Here is a 26324-nt window from a genome sequence, read left to right on the forward strand (position 1 = left end):
GCTATGGCTTGGTGTGATATAGGGGTTAACTTCACCGACAATAGATTGGAGTTTTCTACGGTATTTGCGCGCGCCCTTGAGGCAAACGTACAATCAATGATCATTACCGGCACTGATCTAGACAAAAGCATTCAAGCCAACTTACTTGCTCTTGAACACCCAGAACATTTATACGCTACAGCTGGGGTTCACCCTCATTCTGCTAGCAGTTTTAATCAAGCTAGTATCGAACAAATAAAACAACTGGCACAATCTAAACAAGTGGTGGCCATTGGCGAGTGTGGCTTAGACTTTAACCGAAACTTTTCTTCACCCGCAGATCAACTTTGGGCTTTTGAACAACAGTTGATAATAGCTTGCGAGCTGGGCTTGCCAGTATTTTTACACGAGCGCGATGCATTTGATGATCAAATCAAATTATTAACTAAATACTCAAAGCACTTAGCTGGAGGGGTCGCCCATTGTTTTACTGGTACCCTTAATCAAATGCAAGCCTATGTGGATTTAGGGCTGTATATTGGTATTACTGGCTGGGTGTGCGATTTAAAACGCGGAGAAGCATTGCGCGATGCTGTAAAGCATCTACCCTTAGAACGTATCTTATTAGAAACAGATGCGCCTTATTTACGCCCCAAAGGATTGCCTAATAATCGCAAAGTAGACAGGGGCAATAATGAGCCCGCTTACTTACCCTTTATTGCGCAGAAGGTGGCAGAATTAATGGCTATTGAGGTAGAAACTTTGTCGCAAGCTTGTTTAAAAAACTCGAAACTTTTATTTAACCTGCCGCAGGACAGTGCCGCATGCAGGCACATTTAGGTGAGCATAAGTTAACCAAAAACTGGCTGTTTTTTATTGTCAGTATGCTTATTGTTATTGGCCTATTTACTTCGTTAAATTGGCCTAAAAAACAAGGCTTAGGCAACCAATTTTCTGTTCCCGACATTCACTATTTAGTTGATGCGCAAGCAAGATTCAAGATAGACGCAGTCACACACTTAGCGACTCATGCTTGGCAGCCATCTAAAACACCTAGGCTGGCTTTTGGCTTAACCCAATTTCCCCATTGGTTTAAGTTTGAACTCAAGGCCTTGTCTGCTGCAGAAAGCCATGTTTTAGTGATCGACAATCCACTTTTAGACACAATTAACTTGTGGTTTATCGACAATGGTCAAATCATCTCAGAGCATAAACTTGGCGACACTAAAGCATTTTCACTTCGTCCCATTGCCCATGAAGCTTTTGTGGTAACTGTGCCTCAGCAAAACAGGTCGCTGAAAGTCATTTTACAAGTGCAGACTAAAGGTGCGTTGGAGCTTCCCATAAAAATCTGGAAAGCCAGTGATTACCTTGCTTTAACCAGTCAAAACGAACTGGTTATGGGCTTGTTTATTGGTTTGATTTTGGCCATGGGCTTAAGCAACTTTTTCTTTTTCGCTAGCTCTAAAAACCTCACCTTTTTAGTCTATAGCGGTTATGTATTATGTTTGGGCTTAACCATCTTAAGTTTAACTGGCCATGGTTATAGGTTTATTTGGCCAAGCTTTCCTTGGATGCAGCAGCATGCATTTGGTTTGTTTGCTAGCCTCACCCTTTGTTTTGCCATAATTTTTTGTGACCGCCTTTTAAAAGTTCAAGCTTACAATGTGGCCATTTGCAAAACCTTAAGATTAACCAGTATTGTGTGTTTACTGCTCGCACTCGCTAGCCTAATGATTAAGCTGTCATTGTTTATTCAACTTTTTGTGCTCATGCTAATTTTTGTCGGACTATTGGTTTTGGCCGCATCTGTTTGGTTATGGATAAAGGGCGAAGTATTAGCCAAGTTTTATACCTTAACTTGGACAGTGTTATTAATTAGTGGGGTAATTGTGAGCTTGGACAAATTAAGCATGCTTAGTTTAACCCTGCCCTCCTATTATGTACTTATGTTGGCCGCCTCAATTGAATCTATCATGCTAGCTTTAATTCTGGCGATTAATCACAATGCTCAAGGCCAATCTCTACTCAATGCCCAAGCTGAGCTACTTGAAAAAGAGCATCAAGCCCAGTTAGCTCAAAAAAACATGTTAGCTGCGCAAGAAAATGCCAAAGAAGACTTAGAATACAAAGTACAAGAGCGCACACTTGAGTTAGAAATAGCTTTGCGAGAGCTGTCTGATATTAATAGAGAATTAGAAGAAAAAAATACCTTAGATGCTCTCACTGGGATCCGCAATCGCAGTTATTTTGACCAAAAATATTTAGCCGAACTTAGACGTAGCAGACGCGAACAAACTGAGTTATCCATAGTGATGTTAGATATAGACCACTTTAAAAAGGTTAACGACAACTACGGACATTTGGCGGGGGATGAATGTATAAAAACCGTGGCCAATATTATTAAACAGGCATTAAAGCGCCCTAGTGATGTAGTCTGTCGTTATGGAGGTGAAGAATTTGCTTTGATTCTGCCTAACACCGATTTAGCTGGAGCTAAATCTTTACTTGAAGAATTAAGAAACACTATTCAAAACACAGCAGTACACACAGAAGACACTAGCATTCAACTGACCATAAGCGCAGGTATAGCCAGTGCTATTGCTAGCATAGATCAACCCGAAGACGCCTTTCTGGCCTTTGCCGATAAACAACTGTATTTAGCCAAAAATGCTGGCCGAAACAACGTTCAAGGACGTCATTTAGACGACTCTCAACCTTAGGATTTTTTATGTTTGAACAATTCCCTCATACTCGCATGCGCAGATTACGTAAGGCAGAATTTACTCGTAAATTAGTTGCCGAAAATCAGCTTAGTGTCAGCGATCTGATTTACCCCATATTTGTACATGAGGGAGAGAATAAAAAACAAGCCATAGAGTCTATGCCCGGCATTGAAAGATTGTCTATCGACTTGTTAATCAATGAAGCCGAACAATTAGTAGAATTAGGCATTCCCGCAATCGCTCTATTTCCTGTGATACCTGCCGAATTAAAATCACTTTGTGCTAGCGAAGCTTTTAATCCATATGGCTTGACGCAACGCGCAGTCAAAGCGTTAAAATCGGCCGTGCCTGAGCTTGCCATTATTACCGATGTGGCATTAGACCCTTTTACTTCTCATGGCCAAGATGGACTAGTAGACGACTCTGGCTATGTTATGAACGATGAAACCATTGAAGTCTTAGTGAAACAAGCTTTGTCACATGCAGAAGCCGGGGCAGATATAGTGGCGCCCTCGGATATGATGGATGGGCGGGTTGCAGCTTTGCGCCAAGCCCTTGAAAAAGCTGGGTTTGTACACACCAGTATTATGGCTTATTCGGCCAAATATGCCTCTAGTTACTACGGGCCATTTAGAGATGCAGTCGGCTCTGCGGGCAATATTAAAGGTGGCAACAAAAAAAATTATCAAATGGATCCAGCTAATTCTGACGAAGCCATGCGTGAAATTGCCCTAGATATTCAAGAAGGGGCAGATATGGTTATGGTAAAACCTGGCATGCCATATTTAGACATAGTTAGACGTTGTAAAGCTGAGTTTAAAGTCCCCACTTTTGCCTATCAGGTTAGTGGTGAATATGCCATGCATAAAGCCGCTTTTGCCAATGGTTGGTTAAAAGAAGATGAAGTGATTTTAGAGTCTTTATTGGCCTTTAAGCGCGCCGGAGCAGACGGAATTTTAACGTATTTTGCTAAGCAAGCAGCGGTATTATTAAAGCACGATAGCAATTAAGCAGCACAAGGCTGCAAAAATATTGGCTGGTTTAATTACACTCCAACAACCAGCCTACTTTGTGTTGTTGCCACTTTTCGTTGGCTAGCTCTGCATCAATCAAAGGGTGTGATTTCAACCAGCCCTCAGGGAAAGTGAGTGTCCACTTCTGATCTTGAATAGTCAGAGTAAAGTCTGCCAATAAATTATCTTTACGACGAATGGACAACAAACAGGCTAAGCGCAATATGCGCATTAAAGTTAACAGAACTTGACGTACTTCTGGGTGAAAAGAATCAAAGAGTTGTAAGTTAATGTCTTGTCTGTGGCTTTGCACCAAAACTTTAACTCCCGCTCGTTGTTGTTCGGTAAACCCCACCATAGGCAAATAATTTAAAATATAGGCACCGTGCTTGTGGTATTGCTTATATTCAATGTGCAGGCCAATTTCGTGCAACATAGCGGCAGACAATAACATGGCTTCGCTGTCGACCTTGCCCATAGGCACCTGACGTTTCACTTGTTTGTATAAATTCAAGGCAACGCTTTTAACCCTGTCTGCATGTTCTGCTTCAATATGAAAACGTTCAATAAATTGTTCAAGGGTTTGGCTACGGCGATCATTTTGTTTCATGTTGTCTAACATGCCATAGATAAGCCCTTCTCTTAGGGCACCACCTGAAATTTGCATTTCTTGAATATTAAGTTGCTCAAATAAAGCAATTAAAATGGCTAGACCACTAGGAAATATGGCGCGTCTTGCTTCTGTTAGCCCTTCAATTTCTAACAAATCTATACTAGTGCAATCAATGCATTGCTGTTTTAAATTATGCAGATAACCAATGCGGATAGAATCACTTATCCCTTGAGTCACCAAAATTTCAGTTATGGCTTGGGGTGTACCAGATGCACCAAGACATTGCTGCCAATCAAAATTGATAAAGTCGTCTTTAACTGGCTCAAGTAAAGAACGAGCATGATTAATTGCCTCGTCAAAACTTTGTTCGGTAATTTGCCCATCGACAAAAAAGCGCTCTTTCAAGGTAACGCAGCCCATATTTAAACTAACTAAATGCATAGGGGTCATATCGTTACCCACTATCACTTCGGTACTGGCACCACCAATATCGATCACCAAAGTATTACCTTGGTTGGCCGAGGTATAAGCTACGCCTAAATAAATTTGTCTGGCTTCTTCTACCCCATCTATCACATCTAACTTGTGATGCAGGATTTGTTCGGCTTTTTTAATAAATACATCGGCGTTGGCGGCTAAGCGCAAAGTTGCAGTGCCTACCACTTTAATGTTTGAAAGGGGAATATCTTGCAGCCTTTCGGCAAAGGTAGCTAAACAATTCCAGCCTCTTTCAAGGCTTTCTTGGTTTAGCATCATGTTTTCATCTAGCCCTGCGGCTAATCGCACTTTTTGTTTAATTTTACCTATTATATGCACGCTGCCAGCTACCACGCGCACAATCACCATATGGAAACTATTTGAGCCCAAATCAACAGCTGCATATAGCTGTTCAGGTTGAGCAAATGGAACCACTACTTCGGTATTATTTTTCATTTATTTACGATTGTGCCTTGGGCCAGTGTGGCGCTTTTGATGACTTTTTCCACTTTGCATACGCTTTTTATACCTAGGCTTAGGCGGGGTAACATCACGGATTAAATCATTTGGGTTGTATTCTGTTACTGGAATAGCATGCTGCACGTACTCTTCTATAGCAGGCAAGTTAAGAGCGTATTTTTCACAGGCAAAACTAATAGAACTACCACTTTGACCGGCACGGCCTGTGCGGCCAATACGGTGCACATAATCTTCTGCATCGTCTGGTAAATCATAGTTAAACACATGACTTACCATAGGGATATGTAACCCTCTTGCGGCAACATCAGTGGCTACTAATACGTCTATTGCGCCAGAAGTGAAATCTTCTAAGATTTTTAAGCGTTTATTTTGCGGCACATCACCACTAAGTAAGCCCACTCTATGCTTATCTGCTTGTAGCCAATCACAAACTTTCTCACAGCTATGCTTAGTATTAGCAAAGACTATGGCTTTATCTGGCCACTCTTCTTCCATTAGGGTAAGCAACAAATAAGGTTTGTCTTCGTCTGATGGATAAAATAATTCTTCTTTAACACGCTCTGCCGTTTTGCGTTCTGGCTCTATTTGCACATGAGTGGGATTATTCATGTGTTCATAGGCAAGCTCTTGCACCCGGTAAGACAAGGTAGCAGAGAACAACATGCTAAGGCGTTGCTCTGGGGCTGGCATTCTCCTAAATAAATAACGTATGTCTTTAATAAAGCCTAAATCGAACATACGATCGGCTTCATCAAGCACAGCGACTTGTATACCTTCTAAGGAAAATATGCCTTGTTTGTAATAATCAATAATTCGGCCAGTGGTGCCAATAATAATATCTACACCTTCTTCTAGCTTCTCACGTTGACTTTGATAACCTTCGCCCCCATAGATCAAGCCAAGGGTTAATCCTGTATGTTGGCTTAGCAGTTCTGCATCATTAAAGATCTGCACCGCTAATTCACGTGTAGGTGCCATAATGATAGCTCTGGGTTGACGTTTACTGTCCTGAGGATTACTCAATAAATAATGGAAAGTAGCGACTAAAAATGCGATGGTTTTACCGGTACCCGTTTGTGCCTGTCCCGCTATATCATGACCTTCTAATAAGGGGGGTAAGCTCAATGCTTGAATTGGCGTACAATGATTAAAGTTGGCAGCGGATAACGCTTTGACAACCTGCGGGTTAATCGGTAAGTCAGAAAAATGTGTATCAGTTAAGTGTGTTGTTTGCATAGCTTATAGCTTATCATTGCTTGCATTAAAAACCAGTTTCTATATAACAATCATAACCGCGCTGGTAAAGACCGGCGACTGAAAAAATTACGGAGAAAAGAATGAGCGACAAAATTATCCAGTTAACTGACGATAGTTTCGAGGCCGATGTAATCAATGCTGCTGGTCCTGTGTTAGTTGATTTTTGGGCAGAATGGTGTGGCCCTTGTAAAATGATCGCACCAATTTTGCATGAAGTTGCTGATGAGTTTGACGGCAAAGTAACAGTTGGTAAGCTGAATGTCGATGAAAATAACGAAACGCCACCTAAGTATGGGATTAGAGGCATACCTACTTTGTTATTATTTAAAGACGGTAATGTTGCTGCAACTAAAGTAGGCGCTTTATCTAAAGCTCAACTTTTAGAGTTTTTAAACGACAATATTTAATGATTATTTAGCTATTATGGCTAAAGTCAAAATTAAAATAAAAAGCTCAGCTTAGCTGAGCTTTTTTGTACGTACTCACTAATTAAACTAGCTATAGGCCGCATTTTTATTGTGCATTGGACTTTTTTAGAGAACCCAAATAGTTAACAATTCGCTAGTGTATTAAAGCAAAAACCCCTGCTAATCGCTGCAAAGGTATACAATTCACTGGACGCAGGTTTTATTTGGTGCTAACTTTTAGTTGTTCTTACCTGAACAAACTCGAACTTCGCTCAAATCAGAGACAGAAATAAGTAAAAAACCTTTGAATTATTCAATCAATCTTGGCCAAAAAACCAAGTTTCAAGCATAAAGACCCACCAATTATGAACCTAACGGAACTCAAGAATAAACCGATCAGCGAACTAGTTAGCCTAGCCGAAGAAATGAAGCTAGAAAACATGGCCCGCGCCCGTAAACAAGACATTATTTTCTCTATCCTTAAATCTCACGCTAAAAGTGGCGAAGACATTTTTGGCAATGGTGTACTCGAAATTCTGCAAGATGGCTTCGGATTTTTACGTTCCAACGATTCTTCTTACTTGGCGGGACCTGACGATATTTATGTATCACCAAGTCAAATAAGACGCTTTAACCTGCGCACTGGTGATACTATTTCGGGCAAAATTCGCCCACCTAAAGACAGCGAACGTTATTTTGCGTTGTTAAAAATCAGCGAAGTAAACTACGACCGTCCAGAAAACTCGCGCAATAAAATATTATTTGAAAACCTTACGCCATTACATGCCAATGAACGACTCACAATGGAACGAGGCAATGGCAGTAGTGAAGATATCACTGCCCGTGTATTAGATTTAGCTTCTCCTATTGGACGCGGTCAACGTGGTCTAATTGTTGCGCCACCTAAAGCAGGGAAAACCTTACTGCTACAAAACATCGCTCAGTCTATTGCAGCCAACCACCCTGAGTGTTTATTGATGGTATTGCTAATAGATGAACGCCCTGAAGAAGTGACTGAAATGCAACGTCTAGTGCGTGGTGAAGTTGTAGCCTCTACCTTTGATGAGCCAGCCAGCCGCCATGTTCAAGTAGCTGAAATGGTTATTGAGCGTGCAAAACGTTTGGTTGAGCATAAAAAAGATGTAGTGATATTGCTAGATTCAATTACTCGTTTAGCTCGCGCTTATAACACGGTAATTCCTTCGTCAGGCAAAGTATTAACTGGTGGTGTAGACGCTAACGCGCTGCACAAACCTAAGCGCTTTTTTGGTGCCGCTCGTAACATCGAAGAAGGCGGCAGCTTAACTATTATTGCCACCGCATTGATAGATACCGGTTCTAAAATGGACGAAGTAATATACGAAGAATTTAAAGGTACAGGTAACATGGAGTTACACCTGAACCGTAAAATTGCAGAAAAACGCGTATTCCCTGCTATTGATTACAACCGCTCGGGTACTAGACGTGAAGAGTTATTAACCTCGCAAGATGAATTACAAAAAATGTGGATCTTGCGCAAGATAGTGCATGAAATGTCAGAAATTGACGCCATGGAATTTTTAATTGGTAAATTGTCTATGACAAAAACCAATGACGAATTCTTTACTGCAATGCGCAGACAAAAAAGTTAACTTGTTTTAGCTTGTTAAGATCCGCTACCAGCTTGCTGTTAGCGGATTTTTTATTTTAGGTCGATAAAAAGCCAGCTTTGCTGATTTGACAAGCCAAGCTGTATTCAACATATTAATGTCTTGATATTAAAAAATGGGAACGTCATGAAAAGCTTATTAAATATTGTGTTAATTGGGAGTTTTTACAGTTTTTTTGCCTTAGCTGAAGAAAATGTTGAACAAAGCGTTAATGCCATAGAAGCAAAGGTCATTAAATGGCGCCACCATTTGCATCAGTATCCAGAATTGTCTAATCGCGAATTTGAAACGGCCAAATACATCACTGCTCACCTGCAAAGTTTAGGTTTAAAGGTGCAAACTGGCGTGGCAAAAACCGGGGTGGTTGCTGTATTAGACAGTGGCAAACCTGGCCCAGTAGTAGCACTACGTGCAGATATGGACGGCCTTCCTGTACTAGAACAAAACGACTTAGCCTGGAAATCCACCCAAAGAGGTGAATTAGAAGGTAACGATGTACCTGTTATGCATGCTTGCGGCCATGATACTCATGTGGCTATGTTAATGGGCGCGGCTGAAATATTAGTTAACATGAAAGAACAACTACGTGGAAAAGTGAAGTTTATCTTTCAACCCGCTGAAGAAGGCGCACCAAGAGGCGAAAAAGGTGGCGCACAAGTTATGGTAGAAGAAGGGGTATTAAGCAATCCCGATGTTGACGTAATTTTTGGCTTACACATTAGCGCCAACACTGATATTGGCAAAGTCAGATATAAAGAAGGGGGCACTATGGCCGCCGTTGATCCTTTCAAAATCGTAATAAAAGGTAAACAAGCGCACGGCGCTTACCCTTGGTTGAGTGTTGATCCTATTACCACAGCGGCACAAATTATAATGGGCCTACAAACTATAGTAAGTCGCGAAATTAAACTCATAGACGAAGCAGCTGTAGTGACAATTGGCTCAATTCACGGTGGCAACCGCTCAAATATTATTCCTAGTGAAGTAGAGTTAGTTGGGACTATTCGCACTCTGAATAAGCGAGCGAGAGAGCACATGTACGAAGCCGTCCCAAGAAAGGTTAAAGGTATTGCCGATAGTATGCGCGCCGAAGCCGAAGTCACCTTGCCTTTAGATTACAATTACCCTATTACCTTTAACGATTTGGCGCTTACCGAAAAAATGCTGCCTAGCTTAGTGAAAAGCGTTGGAGCCAAAAACCTGATCCACAGTAAAGCTGTAACTGGTGCCGAAGACTTTTCTTTCTTTCAAGAGAAGGTACCAGGTTTGTATTTGTGGGTAGGGGGTAAACCACTAGATGTAAACGAACATGATGCACCCGCCCACCATACTCCAGAGTTTTATGTGGATGACGCTGGCTTGAAAACCGGAGTGAAATTACTGACAGACCTAACCTTAGATTATATGCATATGCATTAACCCAAATCAGTTAGTTTTAGCCTAGCTGTGATGGTTTCTATGCAGCTAGCGATAAGCTACAATACGCCTCCCAAAATTCTAAGGACTTCTATGAGGTCTAACGCAAACTATTTGTAAGTGAGAAAATTATGCCAGACGTAGCCATAATAATGGGCTCTAAATCTGATTGGCCAACCATGCAAAATGCGGCACTTATGCTAGAAAAACTAGGAGTAAGTTATACCGCTAAAGTTGTGTCAGCTCATCGTACGCCTAATTTATTGGTAGAATTTTCTGAACAAGCTGCCGAACAAGGCTATAAAGTAATTATTGGTGGAGCAGGCGGAGCCGCCCATTTGCCAGGCATGATAGCAGCACATACACATTTACCCGTTTTTGGTGTACCTGTGCGCTCTAGTCAGCTTAATGGCCTAGATTCGTTACTGTCTATAGTTCAGATGCCCAAAGGCGTAGCTGTAGGTACCTTGGCCATAGGTGAAGCAGGTGCAGCCAATGCCGGCTTGTTAGCAGCCCAGGTAATAGCTTTGAACAATCAAGACGTACAACAAGCAATTAAAGACTTTAGAACTGAGCAAACCAATACTATTTTGGCTCAGGATGAATTAACCCTACCCTCTTTATAGTTGATTTACAGGTGAGATAAATAAGATGAGCATAGTAGTTCTTGGTTCTGGTCAATTAGCAAGGATGATGTCGTTAGCCGCTTACCCTTTAGGTGTAAGCGTACAGGCAATAGATGTTGCCGATAACAAAGTGATTGATCCGGTCACCAAACTACCTTTGAATATTTCTCTTGAAGCCGCATTTGAAGAAGCTGACAGCATAACTGTTGAATTTGAACATATCCCAGAAGATTTGCTCGAAATTGCCCATCGAACAGGCAAATTAAAACCCAGCGCAGAAGCCATTTTAGCCGGCGCCGACAGAGTAAGAGAGAAACAGCTTTTAGAAAAACTCGGCATAGCCAATTGCCCTTTTGAAATTATCACCCAAGTAGATCAACTCGATGCAGCCATTCAAAAGCTAGGTGAAAAGCTCATAATCAAAGCAAGTCGCGATGGATATGACGGTTATGGGCAGTGGCGTTTGAAAAGTCTAAGCGAACTACCTGCTTTAAAAGAAAAGTTAGCCCAACTTGACCTAGAAAAAGTACCACTTATTGCTGAAAGCATGCTGAATTTTGAGCGCGAACTATCTTTGGTTGCAGTGCGTAGCAGCGAAGGTCAATTAGCCTATTATCCGTTAGCCGAAAACCTTCACTATCAAGGACAATTGCACGTTTCTGTGGCTCCTGCCTCTAATGTAAATGATGCCCTTAATCAACAAGCCCAAGAGGTGTTTAATAAACTAGCAGAGTCCTTAGATTATGTTGGGGTGTTGGCCGTTGAGTTTTTCCAAGTAGGCGATAAGTTATTAGTCAACGAAATTGCCCCTAGAGTGCACAACTCAGGGCATTGGAGTATGCAAGGTGCAGATACCAGCCAATTTGAAAATCACATCCGTGCGGTACGCGGCTTACCCTTAGGCTCGACCCGAATTTTATCAACCACAGCTATGATTAACATTATTGGATGCAAGGCCTTTGATCGAGACATGTTAGGTATAGAAGGCTGTCATCTACATTGGTATGGTAAAACCCCGCGTAAAAAGCGCAAAATGGGCCATTTTAATTTATGTGCTCAAAATTATAAGGAGCTCGCGAGCAAACTATTAGAGTTGGCCGAGCACCTTCCCCTTGAACATTTCCCCATGTTAAAAGACGAAGCCCAAAGGTTGAGCAAACTTTAAACGAAATAGAGTTAATTGATTAATTTTATTGACATCAATCGATTTGTGAATAGAATAGCGCTCGCTTTCGGGATTAGCTGCTTTTAAGTAGTTTACCAACAACCCAAAAGTGGTATCACTTAGTGTGCCGACTTAGCTCAGTTGGTAGAGCAACTGACTTGTAATCAGTAGGTCACCAGTTCGACTCCGGTAGTCGGCACCATTCTTCTTTTCAGATAATCTCAAACAAAAATGTAATCAGTAGCTAAGCCTCATAGCAGTTCGACTCCGGTAGTCGGCACCATTTCCGTGCAAATTCATCGAAACAAAACACAGAGCGAAGCGAATTCCTATTCTTGAGATGACATTTGCGCAACCCACCAATGAGCACAGCCATAAATTCTTAGGTTTAAATTCCCCCAAACCAATTTGTAATCAGTAGCTAAGCCTCATAGCAGTTCGATTCCAGTAGTCGGCACCATTTCCGTGCAAATTCATCGAAACAAATTGCCGAGCGCAGCGAGCACCCATTTTTGAGGTGACATTTGCGCAACCCGCCAATGAATACAGCCATGAACTCATAGGTTTAAATTTCTTAAAAACTTTGAAGTAGTTAAATACGGGATATCCCATACACGTCCCTGATGATATGCCCCCAAGCTCGACTTCCTTGTCGAGCTGTTCAGCTGGGCGCTGCTGTGCAGCTAGAAAGTCCAGCTTCCCCCCCCAGTAGTCGGCACCATTTACGTGCAAATTCATCGAAACAAAACACAGAGCGAAGCGACTTCCTATTCTTGAGATGACATTTGCGCAACCCGCACACAAATGCAGCCACAGACTTACGCCATTACAAAATAGAAAGATACGTTTTGAATTTACACCTGTGCCATCAATAAAAAAGCCAGAAACTTAAGAGTTGCTGGCTATTTATATGGCTTTTACTGGCAGCTTAAATCTGCGTTTTGGGCTTGTTTAGGATTGAACAAAATATCCGATAATCCTATTGCAAGCTTACCTTTTGATTCCAATGCGAAGGGAGAGACAATATCTTTAAATCTTACGCCTTGGTTGGCAAAACATTGCAGGTCGATAGTTAAATTTGTCCATTGATTGAGCTCTATCTGGCTCAATTCTTTAGTGACATCTAATTTAGCATTGCAACTGCCTGGCTCATCACCAAAAGCTTCACAATTCATGGCTATGTACACTTTATCACTAGGTCTGCTTTCAACTTTTAGCAAGATAGATAACACCCCATCCATCAGTAAGTCTTTAGTCAGATCTTCCCTAAAGTGACTTTCACTTACAATTTTCAGGCCCGCCATTTGGGTGCCATCTAAAGTTAATAAAAGTGAGTCTTCTTGAACTTTTCTATCAATAGTGCGATAGCTTAATCCATTTAACTGATGTGAATTAGCATTGATGAATATTTCTTGTGAGCCTGAAAATAAGCTCATTAACCAAGGCTTGTGCATGGCACCAGTATAGAAGTTACGTGCTTTTACTTGGGTTTCATCAAACTTAATTTCTTCAGATAAATTATCTGCTAACACATTCTGGTCTTGATAGGTCAGCCCAAACCCATAGGGTAAAAGCGGAGCATAGTCTTTGTCACCACGATTGACAGTGGCTTGTTGAGCTGTTTTTGGCCATGAGAATGATAATTTACCCACAAAGTCATGCTGCACTGATCCGTCTGGATTCGCTAACAGTACTTCTGCCACTCCATTGCCTTCTGAGCCAGGTAACCAAGCAACCACAAAAGCATCAGAGGCATTAAGCTCAGCATTCATCCATAACGGGCGTCCAGTGATAAACACAGACACCACAGGAATGCCTTGAGACTTAAGTTTTTGCAATAAGGCTAAATCTTTCTTGTCGCCGCCTTGATAGTTTAAGTTTTCTCGGTCGCCATGCCCTTCGGCATATGGCTCTTCACCAAATACCACCACTGCTACATCTGGCTTAACATCAAACTTGCCATTTACATCTAAGCTAACTTGTCCACCAGCGGCTTCGATTTGTTGCTTTAAGCCATCATAAATAGAGGTGCCACCAGGAAAATCTGCATTGGTGTTGTTGGTACCTTGCCAGGTGATAGACCAACCACCTGCTTGTTTGACTATATTGTCTGCACCATCACCTGCCACTAATACATTTAATCTAGGATCTAATGGCAAGAGTTGGTTTTTATTCTTTAATAAAACCAATGACTCTCTAACAGCCTGACGCGCCACATCTCTATGGCTAGGTTGACCTATTAAATGCTTTTTACCGGCGAATTTTCTATTTGCTGGGCTAGGCTTGTTAAATAAACCCGCTCGTACTTTGACGCGTAAAATGCGAGTAACCGCATCATTAATACGAGACATAGGAATAATGCCGCGTTTAACTTGTTTGATAGTATTTTCATATAAGGGTTTCCACGCATCTGTAGGAACCATGAAAATATCCAACCCAGCATTAACCGCTTGTGGGCAACTATCGTTTCTGCAGCCTTTTACCTGACCGTGACCATTCCAATCGCCAACAACAAAACCATCAAAGCCCATTTGCTGTTTTAATACATCTGTGAGTAGGTATTTGTTACCGTGAATTTTGTCACCTTGCCAACTATTAAAAGACGCCATCACTGATTGTGCACCAGCGCTTAAGCCGCCTACATAACCTTGGGCATGAATATCAAATAGTTCTTGCTCAGTGCTAATATTATTTCCCTGGTCATCGCCACCTACAGTGCCGCCATCTCCTACAAAGTGCTTCACTGTGCTGATAACCCTATTATCTGACAGGAAGTCTTTGTCTGCATGGCCTTGTAAACCTTTAACTATTGCTGAGGCATAGCTTCTTACTATTTCAGGATCTTCTGAGTATCCTTCATAAGTTCTACCCCAACGGTCATCACGTACAACAGCTACAGTTGGAGCAAAAACCCAATCTATACCCGTTATCATAACTTCGGTTGCTGTTACATTGGCTATTTTTTCAATTAACTCGGGGTTATTGGCTGCCCCTAAACCAATATTATGTGGAAACAAAGTTGCGCCTATCACATTGTTGTGACCATGCACGGCATCTGTTCCCCACATAGTTGGAATAGTTGAGCCATCTAAACTGTCATCAATAGAAGCTAAATACATGTCGTTAGCTAATTTGATCCAATCATCAACACTCGAATGTTTATTGTTGTTAGGAAAGGCTCCACCACCATTTAAGAATGAGCCAAAGCCATATTTGCGCATGTCTTCAACACTAATATCTCGAATTTCTGGTTGGATCATTTGTGCTACTTTTTGTTCCAAAGTCATAGTCGAAAGTAAAGCTTCTACTTTGGCTTCGACTTTTGGATCTTTTTTAACCGCAATATCTAATTTAGGCCAAATATTACTGGCATTGCGCTGTTCAGGCTGTTTAACATCCTGCTGAGAATTACAAGCACTGAGCGAGCATAAAATAACTGCGATTAAACTCGTACTTAATGTCTTATTCATGAGTTTTCCTGTGAGTTATTCATTTTAACTTTACTGCCACGCACACCGTAATGGGCGATAAAGAAGTAACAAAGAAGGGGTAAAATAAAGGACAATTGAATGCCAATTGAGTCGGCCAACATACCTTGAAAAACAGGCACTATGGCACCGCCAACAATAGCTAAACATAAAACACTCGAACCTTGAGGAGTATGTTTACCTAAGCTGTTTAAGGCCAAACTAAAAATAGTAGGGAACATGACTGAATTACACAGTCCTACCAATAAAATCGACCACATGGCTAAATAACCATCTGTACTCATAGCAATGATAATTAACACAGCCGCTGCTAAAGCGTTAAACGTCAGCACTACACCACCACCAACACGATGCATGACTGCCGCGCCTATAAAGCGCCCCACCATAGCTCCACCCCAATAGTAGGCTAGATATTTTGCTGCTTGGCTTTCTTCTAGCGCTGCAATATCGGCTTCACCTAAAAAGCTAACCAAAAAACTGCCTATAGATACTTCAGCGCCCACATACACAAATATACCCACAGCACCCAACACTAAATGTTGGTATTGCCATGCATTTCCTTCTATTTCTTCACCTAAGTCAGGCTCAGCAGAATCAATAGTGGGTAATTTTAGATAGGCAAAAACCGCCGCCAATAAAATCAACATAGACATAAGCAACAAATAAGGCATTTGCACAGACTCTGCTGATTGTGACGAGGCAACTGAATGAGTGGCTTCGTTCAGAATAAATAACGCCCCTAAGTAAGGCGCAATAGTTGTACCTAACGAATTAAACGCCTGAGTTAAGGTTAAACGCGCCGGAGCTGATTCAGATGGCCCAAGCAAAGTAACATAAGGATTAGCCGACACTTGCAAAATAGTAATGCCAGAGGCTAATACAAACAGTGCCCCCAAGAACAAAGGGTAACTATGAATAGCTGCAGCTGGGTAAAATAACAAACACCCTAGCGCTGCCACCAACAGACCCGCAACTATGCCTTTTTGGTAACCTAAAAGTTTTAAAAGCTTGCCAGCTGGTAACGAAACAATAAAGTAAGCGCCAAAAAAGCAGAATTGAATCAACATGGCCTGAGTGTAATTTAGGTCAAAGGCTGCTTTTAGATGAGGAATTAAAATGTCATTTAAACAAGTAATAAACCCCCAAATAAAAAACAGTGATGTGAGTGCTGACAAAGCAAAGGTATAGCCTGATCCTTGCTGAGTTCGAGTTTGACTCGACAAATCGCCAGTGGGTGACATAAGTACTCCAAAATAAATAAAAACTAGGAAAGGTTCGTTAGGTCAATTAAAAATCTAATTAAGCCTAACGAACCCTAAAGTTAACAACTCAAAGAGTTAGAAGTTATAACCTACACGTAGGCTCCAACTGCGCTCCGCCTTACCAGCAATGGGTGTACTACCAGCGTATCCCTGCCACCAGTTAACATCCTCATCGGTTAAATTGTAGACCCCAGCTTCTGCGTACCATTGATTATCTACAGTTTCATAGCGAATGTTGGCGTTAACCATTGCCCACGCTTCACGTTTATCTGAGTAGATATTTAAATCAATGCCTTCGTTGAGATCACCAGCTTCGAATTGCCACTTATCAGTGTTATCAATTGAAGTATATGAATCGTCTTCCCAATGCACATTGGCAAAAGTGGTAATACGACCATTTTCACCTAAGTCAAAGGTATGGCTAAAGTTAAAAGTTAATGAGGCTTCTGGTGAATAAGCCAATTGGTTACCTTTTAGGTTTCTATACCAAGCTCTAGATTCATCCAATACCCCAGGCACTTCTACCCCATCAGGATTTGCAAATACTTGGCCAGGTTCGATTGACCAATTTTTCCAGTAATCAGAGGTGATTTTTGTGTCAAGGAAAGTTAAATAACCACCTATATGACCCCCTTCCCATGGAATAAACTCCATCTCTAACTCTAAACCACTGATTTCTGAATTTGAGGCATTACGAGTTAAGAAAGTACCTAGGTCTTGGGTCATTTCGATCATTTCACCAGTACGAGGATCCTCAACGCTTTCAGTAACAGTGTCGTAAATTGTCCAAGCGGTAAATTGCTGATTTTCATAATCACTGTAAAAGTAGTTGGCACGAAGGTGCATCTTGTTATCAAACAAAGAGGTTTTTACCCCAACTTCATAGGTAATCACTTCTTCACCGTCGTAACTGGTATCAAAACGCGTGCCATCTGATTGTCTAATTAACACATCACCTATGCCACCACCTTTGTAACCATTAGCTATATAAGCGTAGAAAAGCGTGTTTTCGGTTTTTTGGTAATCTAGGCCAACGCGCCATGTAGTTTTGCTCCAGCCCTCTTTAACATCATTCACTGAATCAACTTCTGCACCATCAATAGGATAGTCATAATAATCAGCAGGCAAAGCGTTTAAGTTGGCGCGAACTGCACCAGTATTTTCTACCTGGTCTTCAAGTGGACGACTCCAATCTATGTATCCCCACACTTCGCCCCATGCCGAATCGGTATAACATTCGTTTGACCAACAGCCTAGGTTTTTTCCGCCTTTATCTTCTTTTTCATCTTCTGTGTATCTGGCTCCTAAAGTGAGAAATACTTTATCGGTTAAGGCATAAGTTCCTTGGGCAAATACGGCTTCGGATTCAATGGTTCGGTTCGGTTGCATCCACCAAGACACACCGCCCATGGCACCGTGGTATTGGCCAGCCATAAAGTTATCTTCTTTAAAATTAAAGTAACCTACAATCCACTGAAGCGGGCCTTCATCGGTTGATTTTAACTGTAACTCATGTGACCAAGAGTCGTAATCTGTGTCTACCCATTTCAACATTTGATCCCAAAAGTACATACCTTGGTCTAAATCAACTTGACCGGTACGTTCTTGGCTTTGATAACCAGCTAAATAAGAGAATTGAATTTCATCATTGATATCGTAATTAAAGCTAGAGCGCAGACTGTCTAGGGTCATATCCACTTTACCAGGGATATTTACATAAACTGCATTGTTGTCTTCAGAGCCCCACAAGTCGGTACAGTTTCCACCGTATTCAAGGGGGCGATTAAGAATGCGCTCACAATCTTTTTGCGCAGCGCCACCGGCTCCTTGATCGACAAAGCGCTCGAAAGTTACTAACCATGAAAGCTCTGCACTAGGTGAATAAAGCCCAGACACGCGGAATGCATATTGGTCTTTGTTATTGTAGAAATCTGCAGGATCGGCTTTGATGGGTTGATATAGAATATCGTTAAAAAAGCTTCGATTAGCTGAATCGCGATCGGCCGGCGTAACACCTTCGGTAATTGGAATGAGTTCAGAGCTGTCGAAATCTAAATAACGCTGATCCCATTGGTTAGGATCGTAATAACCATTTAGATTTGAATATTTGGTTTCTTTAAACACCGCAAAACGCAGGGCAAATGAATCAGACACTGGTAAATTGAGTACACCTTTAATGGCTTTTTGATTGTCTTTACCTACTTCAACTTCTACTTTACCTTCAACCTCATCTAGATTGGGTTTAGCCGAGATAATATTTAAACTACCTACGGTTGAGTTTCTCCCAAATAACGTCCCTTGAGGGCCACGCAGTGCTTCAACACGCTCAACATCAAACATTAGCGACAAAGCACCTTGTGGTCGAGGTGAATAAATACCATCGTAATGAACCCCAACAGCCGGATCACCCCATTCTGTAGTGTTAGTAGACCTTACACCACGCATGGTAATAATTGGAGCCGATGACTCTCTATCTGTCATTATGCTCATGTTGGGTATAACGTTGTTCAAATCTTGTACGTTTTTAATCCCAATTTTACTTAATTGTTCTTCGGTAAACGCAGAGATAGCGATAGGCGTATTCATCAAAGAAGTATCACGCTTAGTGGCCGTTACTGTAATGGTCTCTAGCGTATCTTCTTTTTTGTCTTCAGTTTGTTCTTCTTGTTGAACATTTTGCTCTTGTGAAAAAGCTGGTGTGGCATAAGCAAGGTTGGTCGCCAAAATTGCAGCAAAGATTGGGTTAAGTTTATGCATTTTGTTGCTTGAATTTATTTTCATTTTCTAAGCCTTATTATTAGGTGTTTGTTTGGGCTCAAAAACAAATATTTCTATCAAAATATTAAGTGGCTTAATACTCAAGATAGCTCAATAGGTTTTTATCCCCCACAGAAACGTCGATATCAATTTGCTGGTGTACACATGCAATATTTTTGTTGTTCTGTTGATATCGAGTCTGTTTTAAAAAACAACCAAGATGCTGTCGTCTTGTTCTAAAGCTTTTTTTCAAACTTGCTATTTTTAAGGTATTCATACGCGACTTTTAAAAGAACTCGTTATAAAAATCAACAAGTTAGCTAAAGGTAAAAAAGAGACTGTAATTTATTTTTATTTAAAATAATGTAAAAAAAATGTGCTTGATTTAACTAATTGCAACATTACCTTCGGTTTATTCTTAACAAAAAAATAAAATATAAATTATCTGTTGGTCGCAAAATGTATTCACGTTAGTATGAAAAACGTATTTTTGAGAATAGAAAAATCCCAGTTCTAAGATGACAGTATTAGATGAGTAGCGTTTTATTTAATTTAAATGACATGGTGTTGATTATGACCATTTTCATGTCTTTGCTTTTTTGTGTCATGCTACTTTCAAACTCTAAAATGCAAAACTCTAGTACTTATTTATTGGCTGCTTTTATGGCGGCACATGCCTTAATGGCCACCCATGAGTTGACTTTTTATGCAGTGGAATTTAGATATGAAGTCATCGAAAACCTACCTAACTTTCTGTTTGTCGGCAGTTTAGCTTATTGTTTTGATGCGATTATTCTTTATTTTTATGTCAATTCAATCATCTACAAAGACTTTAGCCTTAAGAAAAAAGACTTTGTTTACCTTATACCTGCTGTTAGTTATTTAATTTATTTAATAGTGACTTATTACAGCTTAAGCCATTTAGATAAGATCGACAGAATTACAGACTGGCAGCTGGCGCAAAGTTGGCACTTTGTTACCACAGACGCCATTATTAAATTAATTAGACTGATTTTTATTGTTCAGGCTTTAGTCTTAATCACCCATTATTATAAGCATCAAAAAGAGCGTAGAGCGGACATCTCAGCCGAAGAACTAAACTGGTTAACAGTATTGCTAAAAGGCTTTTTAGTCATTATTTCGGTTGAGGCCCTACTAAGTTTGTTAAAAGTGCTACAACTTTTTGTGCCTATAGAACAATCTATTTTCATCGCCATTGGACTGTCAACTTACTACTCAACTATGTTGTTAGTGGTATTTTTATTGTTTTATTGTGTGACCCGCGCCCCTTCTGTCATAAAAATATCTCGAGAAGATGAACACCATAGAGTCAATGAAAAGCTAGATGAACACAATGATTTCAAACCTAAGTACATCGCTCAATTAGAAAGCTATATGGATGAACAAAAGCCTTACTTAACGCCTGAAATCACTATAGAAACATTAGCTCAGAGTTTAGGCTTCACAGTTAAAGATTTATCGGTCACGTTAAACCGTCATTTTGAAATGAATTTCTACGAGTTTATTAATAACTATCGTATTAACGAAGCCAAACAATTGTTAATTAAGCAACCAGACAAAGCGATAACCGATATATATTTTGCTGTAGGTTTTAACAGCAAATCAGTCTTTTATAACTTCTTTAAGAAAAAAGAAGGCATGACCCCTTCTGAATTTAGAAAGACTCATCAGCAAGCCAACTAAACTCTTTAGCAATCTGTCTTGCTCACCCATAACATTCACAGTGCCCAGCATCATTTGCCCTAAATCCGCCGCCAATTGAACAGCAAGTTTTTACTGCCATAGGTCTCACTAAATTTTAGGCATAAAAAAAGCAGGGTCATGACCCTGCTTTAACGATTAAGTTGCGATTTAAAACACTACTTGAACCGTAGCGGTACAGGTTGTGCTAGCTGCTTCACACACTTGGTAATCATATACACCACCACCTTTAACATTTAAGGCATCGGTGTAGCTACCGTCATTAGGTGTGGTGGCAATTAACCCACCATCACGATAAACGTCTACATTACTCGAAGTCGCACCACTCCAATTTAAATCAACGTTTTGCGTACCTTTGCTCTTATAGCCATTGGCTGATAATTCAAAATCACCAGTAGGAGGAGGCGGTGGAGGAGGCGTAGTTCCGCCACATGCATTAGCGGTTAAATAAGCATCAGCGTCGGCAGCTTGTACTATACCGTAACCGAAGTTTACGTCTTTACCTGCTGCACCTGAGTCCATAGCTGTGGCTTTAAGTGCCGCACGAATATCTTCACCAGTACAATCAGTATGATTAGACCAAACTAGGGCCGCTACACCAGCAACAGCAGGAGTAGCCATAGAGGTACCGCTTAAGAAACCATAATCACTAGCAGTAATTGAAATATCCATTGAGGCTGCAGCAAGTAACGCACTTCTGTCTTCTTGGGCTGCGCCCACAGCAGGAATGCTGGTTGTATTAGTACTAGCATCACCTAAAGTGCCATATAACATACCAGGCTCATTGTTGATGATGACAGCGCCTATCCCACCTGACTGCTCACAGTTATTTACTTTGTCATGGAATGAAATTACACCACGGTCAATCACACAAACTTTACCGTTAGCATTGCTGTCTGTTGATTCAGCTGTACCCATAAAATAGGTAGTTCCCATGGCATTGCCACTGTTTTCCATGGCTGAAGAGGCATAGGCTACGCTATCAGCCGAAAGGCCAGAAGCAGTGGCTAAACCTGCAGGGAAAGTAGATAAGGTATCTACCCCACCAGCTGTTACTTCAACACAGATGGTTTCGTCTGTGCTAGCTCGCTTGCCGCGGCCAGTGGTACAACTAGGATACTGCGAGAATGTGGCGATATCATTGTTGGCATCGTTTGCTCCAATCATCATAATTGAAGAATAACCTGCAGGGTAAGAGCGCACTGAATTACCATCATTACCAGCTGCAGCTACCGTTAAACCACCAGCATCGCGGAATGAATTAAAGGCGTTTTCTTCGGTACTGTTTGCACCACCACCACCTAAACTCATGTTGATGATATTGGCACCAGCAGCACTACAAAGCTGAGCCGCCTTAGCTAAATCTGAGGAATATCCCCAACCTGCCGCGTTAAACACTTTGATGATGTGCATATCAACACCAGGCGCCATACCTACTACACCATAAGAGTTGTCTGCTGCACCTATAGTACCAGCAACGTGGGTACCGTGTTCGCCACCTGCTTCAAACCAATTGCCGGTTCCCGAATCGTTATCACCTGTGATCCTTGACCAATCGAAGTCTGGGTTCGACGAGTCTAAGCCCGAATCAATAACACAGACTTTCATACCTGCATTAGGGTTTAGAGTAAGTTGGTTAGCTTGAGATTGATATACTGCATAAGGCGTGATCTGCTGAACCATAGGGTTACCTGCATCATCACTAAAAGTAGCTAGTTGCTTACGCACTTGGTCTACTTCAACCAATTTAACATGAGGGTTATTCATTACCCCCTTTACATCTTCAAGGCTATAACCATTTAATTCAGCTGCGATAAACCCATCGCCTTCTACTTTAATCGAGCCACCCAGCTGCTTAGTTAACGCTTTAACTATGCCTTTGCCTTTATTGTCTACTTGGATTACATAACGGTCTGAAGCGTGAGATGCGCTCGCTCCAAGAGCAAGCATGGTTGCCATAGCAACCGAAGTGATTTTCATTTTTTTCATTATTATATTTCCCAACAACTTTTTATAAGAAATTACATCGTAAATGACTATTTTTAATCTAAATTTTTTGGCCTTTATTGATGTATATAAACCAGACTTATTTTTATCTGTGAGACGAAACTACAAGAAAATCAGACGAATAACAATCAAACTAAAGTCTAATTCATTTAATAATTTGATAACTTATTGTTAACAAAGAAGATTAAATTTTGTTCTGTGCTGGGTGGTTTTATACTCAAAGCGCTTAACTTAAACTTAACTTTGCAGGTTTTAGACATTGCTTAATAATGGGCAAATCATAATAATAGCCGTAAAAACTAGCCACAATTATTCAGCCCATGCCAAACTATTTCTCTATCGGTTATTTGTTATTAAGCACACTATATTTTGTGGGCTTGGCTTACCAATTACCCTTACAATGGCTATTGAAAGTGCTACCTATTGCCTTATTGATTTTGGCCGTAATCAAAACCTCTCACTTAAATACAGCCAAGGTGTTATTTATCGCTTTGGTTTTTAGTGGCTGCGGCGATCTATTATTAGCCTTTGATAAGTTCATCCCTGGCTTAATTGCATTTTTATGCGCACAACTTAGTTTTGCTTATCTTTTTTATACCTTGCACAAAAATATTTGGCATAGATGGCAATGGTCGTTACTGCTTTTGTTTTATATGATTTTGATGCTGATTTGGCTTTTGGGGCAACTAGGTACATTGTTATACCCAGTATTAGCTTATATGACTGCAATTGGTTGTATGGGGCTACTCGCTATTCAATCAAAGCTCTCCATGCGCGGGGCTGTGATGGGGGCCTTGGTGTTTATCTTGTCGGATTCTTTTATCGCCATAAACAAATTTATTATGCCGCTACCCTTAGCGAGTTATTTAATTATGACCAGCTATTATTTGGCGCAGTATTTATTGCTCCGAGGTTTTTTATCTGCGCCAGCTCACTTAACTAAAAGTTAAGCTTCTGGCTTTTTTGTGCCAGACACTCTTGCCCACTCTCCTTCGATAGCAATAGGCTGCATATCGAATAGATCGCTATATAACGCATTTATTTCTTCAGCTTGGTTGTCTAAAATGCCCGACAACACTAATTTGCCACCCGTTTTACAATAGCCAGCAATCACCGATTTTAAATCACGTAAAGGACCAGCCAAAATATTTGCCAGCACCACATCGGCTTGCAACTCGGGTTGATGTTCGGGTAAATACAATTCAATTTGCTCGCCAACTTGGTTGCGGTTGGCATTGTCTTGGCTAGCTAACAAAGCTTGAGGGTCAATATCAATTCCCACAACTCGTTTAGCCCCTAATTTAAGTGCGGCAATACCCAATATGCCTGAGCCACAACCAAAATCGACCACAGTTGACTGACTTAACTCTAAACCATCTAACCATTGTAAACATAAGCTAGTAGTGGGATGGGTGCCGGTACCAAAGGCTAAACCCGGATCTAACATCACATTCACCGCATCAGGATCGGGCACATCTCGCCAGCTAGGGCAGATCCACAAACGCTTGCCAAATTGCATAGGATGAAAGTTTTCCATCCACTCCCTTTCCCAATCTTTGTCTTCTAGTTGATCGAATTTATGATTAAAGCCTTTGCCTAATATTTTAGATTTTTCCAGTTGGCTAATCACACGGGCCATATCGTGGTTAGCTTCAAATAATCCAACAACCTGAGTGTCTGGCCAAAGTAACACTTCACCCGGTTTAGGCTCATACATAGGGGTATCTTTTGCGTCAACAAAGGTCACCGCTTGTGCGCCATTAGCCGACAACATCTCGCCAATTTGTTCAGCATGTTCGGCTTGATGGTTTATTTTAAGTTGGATCCAAGGCATTCAGAATCACCAAGTAAGAAATTTGCTCGAATTATAGAGTAAAAAAAAGAGCGATACTTCGCTCTTTTTTACTATTTAACTTTAGCAGTCTTAGTGACCACCCAGTCCTAGCTTTTTCTCTAGGTAATGGATATTGGCACCACCTGCAGCAAAGGCTTCGTCGGCCATTATGCTTTTTTGCAGGTCGATGTTGGTTTTGATCCCGCCAATGACTAATTCATCTAATGCATGACGCATACGTGCAATTGCCACTTCTCGGGTTTCACCATAAGTAATTAACTTACCTATCATAGAATCGTAATAAGGCGGAACAACATAATCGTTGTAGATATGCGAATCCCATCTTACCCCTAAACCACCTGGAGCATGAAACTTAGTGATACGCCCCGGACTAGGTATAAAGGTTTTTGAGTCTTCGGCATTGATACGACACTCAATAGCATGACCTTTTACATTCACATCTTCTTGCGAAATGGTAAGTGCATATCCCGCAGCCACTCTTAATTGTTCTTTAATTAAATCTACGCTAGTGACCATTTCAGACACTGGATGTTCAACTTGAATTCGGGTGTTCATTTCGATGAAATAAAACTCACCATTTTCAAATAAAAACTCAAAGGTACCTGCGCCACGATAGTTAATATCGATACAAGCCTGGCAACATCTTGCGCCAATTTCTGCACGCATCTCTGGCGTGATACCAGGTGCAGGTGCTTCTTCTACTACTTTTTGGTGGCGGCGTTGCATTGAACAATCGCGCTCACCTAAGTGAATAGCATTACCTAAGCCATCAGCCAATATTTGAATTTCAACGTGACGTGGATTTTCAAGGAATTTTTCCATGTACACAACGTCGTTATTAAAGGCTGCACCCGCTTCGCTTTTGGTCATAGCAATAGACGAAATTAACTCATCTTCATTACGCACCACACGCATACCACGGCCACCACCGCCACCCGCGGCTTTAACTATAATTGGATAGCCAATTTCTTTAGCGAGTTTTTTATTAAACGCATCATCGTCACCTAAAGGTCCATCTGAACCAGGCACACAAGGCACACCTGCGCTTTTCATTGATTTAATCGCCGAGACTTTGTCACCCATTAAGTTAATGGTGTCGGCTTTAGGACCAATAAAAGTAAACCCACTTTTTTCAACGGCTTCGGCAAAATCAGCATTTTCAGCTAAAAAGCCATAACCAGGGTGAATAGCATCAGCGTCTGTCACTTCTGCAGCGGCAATAATGCGTGGAATATTTAGGTAACTTTCAGTAGCCGATGCTTTACCTATACAAATGGTCTCGTCTGCCAGCAATACATGCTTTAGCGATTCATCAGCAGTAGAATGCACAGCTACGGTTTTAATGCCTAACTCTTTGCATGCGCGCAAAATGCGTAGGGCAATTTCACCTCGGTTTGCAATAAGGACTTTTTTTAACATTGGCAT

18 protein-coding genes and 1 tRNA gene are annotated in these 26324 nt (G+C 41.1%); 11 read left to right on the top strand and 8 right to left on the bottom strand.

Annotated features, from left to right (window positions below; translation table 11 throughout):
- Positions 1-3: 3 nt before the first annotated feature.
- From ACVCDT_RS02645 to hemB, 3 genes are read left to right on the top strand one after another with little or no spacing between them, the layout of a single operon-like run.
- The gene (locus tag ACVCDT_RS02645) at positions 4-819 is read left to right on the top strand and encodes a TatD family hydrolase (protein WP_447131188.1); all 816 of its coding nucleotides are present in this window, start codon (positions 4-6) and stop codon (positions 817-819) included.
- Positions 804-2702: a sensor domain-containing diguanylate cyclase gene (locus ACVCDT_RS02650; protein WP_447131189.1), complete on the top strand. Its 1899-nt coding sequence runs from the start codon at positions 804-806 to the stop codon at positions 2700-2702. The genes ACVCDT_RS02645 and ACVCDT_RS02650 overlap by 16 nt, the downstream gene beginning before the upstream one ends.
- An 8-nt stretch (positions 2703-2710) precedes the next feature.
- Positions 2711-3715 carry a porphobilinogen synthase gene (gene hemB, locus ACVCDT_RS02655; RefSeq protein ID WP_447131190.1) on the top strand — a complete coding sequence of 335 codons (1005 nt, stop codon included), beginning with the start codon at positions 2711-2713 and terminating at the stop codon, positions 3713-3715.
- 31 nt (positions 3716-3746) lie between these two features.
- Here hemB and ACVCDT_RS02660 read toward each other — a convergent pair whose 3' ends face one another.
- Both ACVCDT_RS02660 and rhlB read right to left on the bottom strand, forming a co-directional pair.
- Positions 3747-5264, bottom strand: coding sequence for a Ppx/GppA phosphatase family protein (locus ACVCDT_RS02660; protein ID WP_447131191.1), 1518 nt, complete (start codon positions 5262-5264; stop codon positions 3747-3749).
- Positions 5265-6524, bottom strand: a complete 1260-nt coding sequence (gene rhlB, locus ACVCDT_RS02665) for an ATP-dependent RNA helicase RhlB (protein WP_447131192.1) — start codon at positions 6522-6524, stop codon at positions 5265-5267.
- 101 nt (positions 6525-6625) lie between these two features.
- On the opposite strand from rhlB, the gene trxA reads away from it, so the two are divergent.
- The 6 genes from trxA to ACVCDT_RS02695 all read left to right on the top strand — a co-directional run bounded on the left by trxA (position 6626) and on the right by ACVCDT_RS02695 (position 12010).
- Positions 6626-6952: a thioredoxin TrxA gene (trxA, locus tag ACVCDT_RS02670; protein WP_447131193.1), complete on the top strand. Its 327-nt coding sequence runs from the start codon at positions 6626-6628 to the stop codon at positions 6950-6952.
- A gap of 365 nt (positions 6953-7317) precedes the next feature.
- Complete coding sequence (rho, locus tag ACVCDT_RS02675) at positions 7318-8583, top strand: transcription termination factor Rho (RefSeq protein ID WP_447131194.1); 1266 nt, start codon at positions 7318-7320, stop codon at positions 8581-8583.
- Between the two features lie 144 nt (positions 8584-8727).
- A complete protein-coding gene (locus ACVCDT_RS02680) occupies positions 8728-10020 on the top strand; it encodes an amidohydrolase (protein WP_447131195.1) in 1293 nt (430 codons plus the stop codon).
- A gap of 128 nt (positions 10021-10148) precedes the next feature.
- Positions 10149-10643 (top strand): 5-(carboxyamino)imidazole ribonucleotide mutase, encoded by a 495-nt coding sequence (purE, locus tag ACVCDT_RS02685; RefSeq protein ID WP_447131196.1) that lies wholly within the window; start codon positions 10149-10151, stop codon positions 10641-10643.
- A 25-nt stretch (positions 10644-10668) separates the two neighbouring features.
- Entirely contained in the window at positions 10669-11808 is a 1140-nt protein-coding gene (locus ACVCDT_RS02690) for a 5-(carboxyamino)imidazole ribonucleotide synthase (RefSeq protein WP_447131197.1), read from the top strand.
- Between the two features lie 126 nt (positions 11809-11934).
- Positions 11935-12010: transfer RNA gene (locus ACVCDT_RS02695), tRNA-Thr, on the top strand.
- 715 nt (positions 12011-12725) lie between these two features.
- Here the strand turns inward: ACVCDT_RS02695 and ACVCDT_RS02700 are convergent.
- The 3 genes from ACVCDT_RS02700 to ACVCDT_RS02710 all read right to left on the bottom strand — a co-directional run bounded on the left by ACVCDT_RS02700 (position 12726) and on the right by ACVCDT_RS02710 (position 19339).
- The gene (locus ACVCDT_RS02700) at positions 12726-15278 is read right to left on the bottom strand and encodes a glycoside hydrolase family 3 protein (RefSeq protein WP_447131198.1); all 2553 of its coding nucleotides are present in this window, start codon (positions 15276-15278) and stop codon (positions 12726-12728) included.
- On the bottom strand, positions 15275-16537 hold the full coding sequence (locus tag ACVCDT_RS02705; RefSeq protein ID WP_447131199.1) for a sugar MFS transporter: 1263 nt from the start codon (positions 16535-16537) through the stop codon (positions 15275-15277). The genes ACVCDT_RS02700 and ACVCDT_RS02705 overlap by 4 nt, the downstream gene beginning before the upstream one ends.
- 96 nt (positions 16538-16633) lie before the next feature.
- Positions 16634-19339: a TonB-dependent receptor gene (locus tag ACVCDT_RS02710; protein ID WP_447131200.1), complete on the bottom strand. Its 2706-nt coding sequence runs from the start codon at positions 19337-19339 to the stop codon at positions 16634-16636.
- A gap of 549 nt (positions 19340-19888) precedes the next feature.
- Between ACVCDT_RS02710 and ACVCDT_RS02715 the strand changes: the two genes are divergently transcribed.
- Positions 19889-21019, top strand: coding sequence for an AraC family transcriptional regulator (locus tag ACVCDT_RS02715; protein ID WP_447131201.1), 1131 nt, complete (start codon positions 19889-19891; stop codon positions 21017-21019).
- Between the two features lie 168 nt (positions 21020-21187).
- On the opposite strand, the gene ACVCDT_RS02720 is transcribed toward ACVCDT_RS02715, so the two are convergent.
- On the bottom strand, positions 21188-23026 hold the full coding sequence (locus ACVCDT_RS02720; protein WP_447131202.1) for a S8 family serine peptidase: 1839 nt from the start codon (positions 23024-23026) through the stop codon (positions 21188-21190).
- Positions 23027-23364: 338 nt separating this feature from the next.
- On the opposite strand from ACVCDT_RS02720, the gene ACVCDT_RS02725 reads away from it, so the two are divergent.
- The gene (locus ACVCDT_RS02725; RefSeq protein WP_447131203.1) at positions 23365-23994 is read left to right on the top strand and encodes a lysoplasmalogenase; all 630 of its coding nucleotides are present in this window, start codon (positions 23365-23367) and stop codon (positions 23992-23994) included.
- Here the strand turns inward: ACVCDT_RS02725 and prmA are convergent.
- Positions 23991-24878 (bottom strand): 50S ribosomal protein L11 methyltransferase, encoded by an 888-nt coding sequence (gene prmA, locus ACVCDT_RS02730; RefSeq protein ID WP_447131204.1) that lies wholly within the window; start codon positions 24876-24878, stop codon positions 23991-23993. The two genes, ACVCDT_RS02725 and prmA, sit on opposite strands and share 4 nt — an antisense overlap.
- A gap of 90 nt (positions 24879-24968) precedes the next feature.
- On the bottom strand, positions 24969-26318 hold the full coding sequence (gene accC, locus ACVCDT_RS02735) for an acetyl-CoA carboxylase biotin carboxylase subunit (RefSeq protein ID WP_447131205.1): 1350 nt from the start codon (positions 26316-26318) through the stop codon (positions 24969-24971).
- Positions 26319-26324 lie beyond the last annotated feature (6 nt).

Source organism: Paraglaciecola aestuariivivens (genome assembly GCF_052983255.1).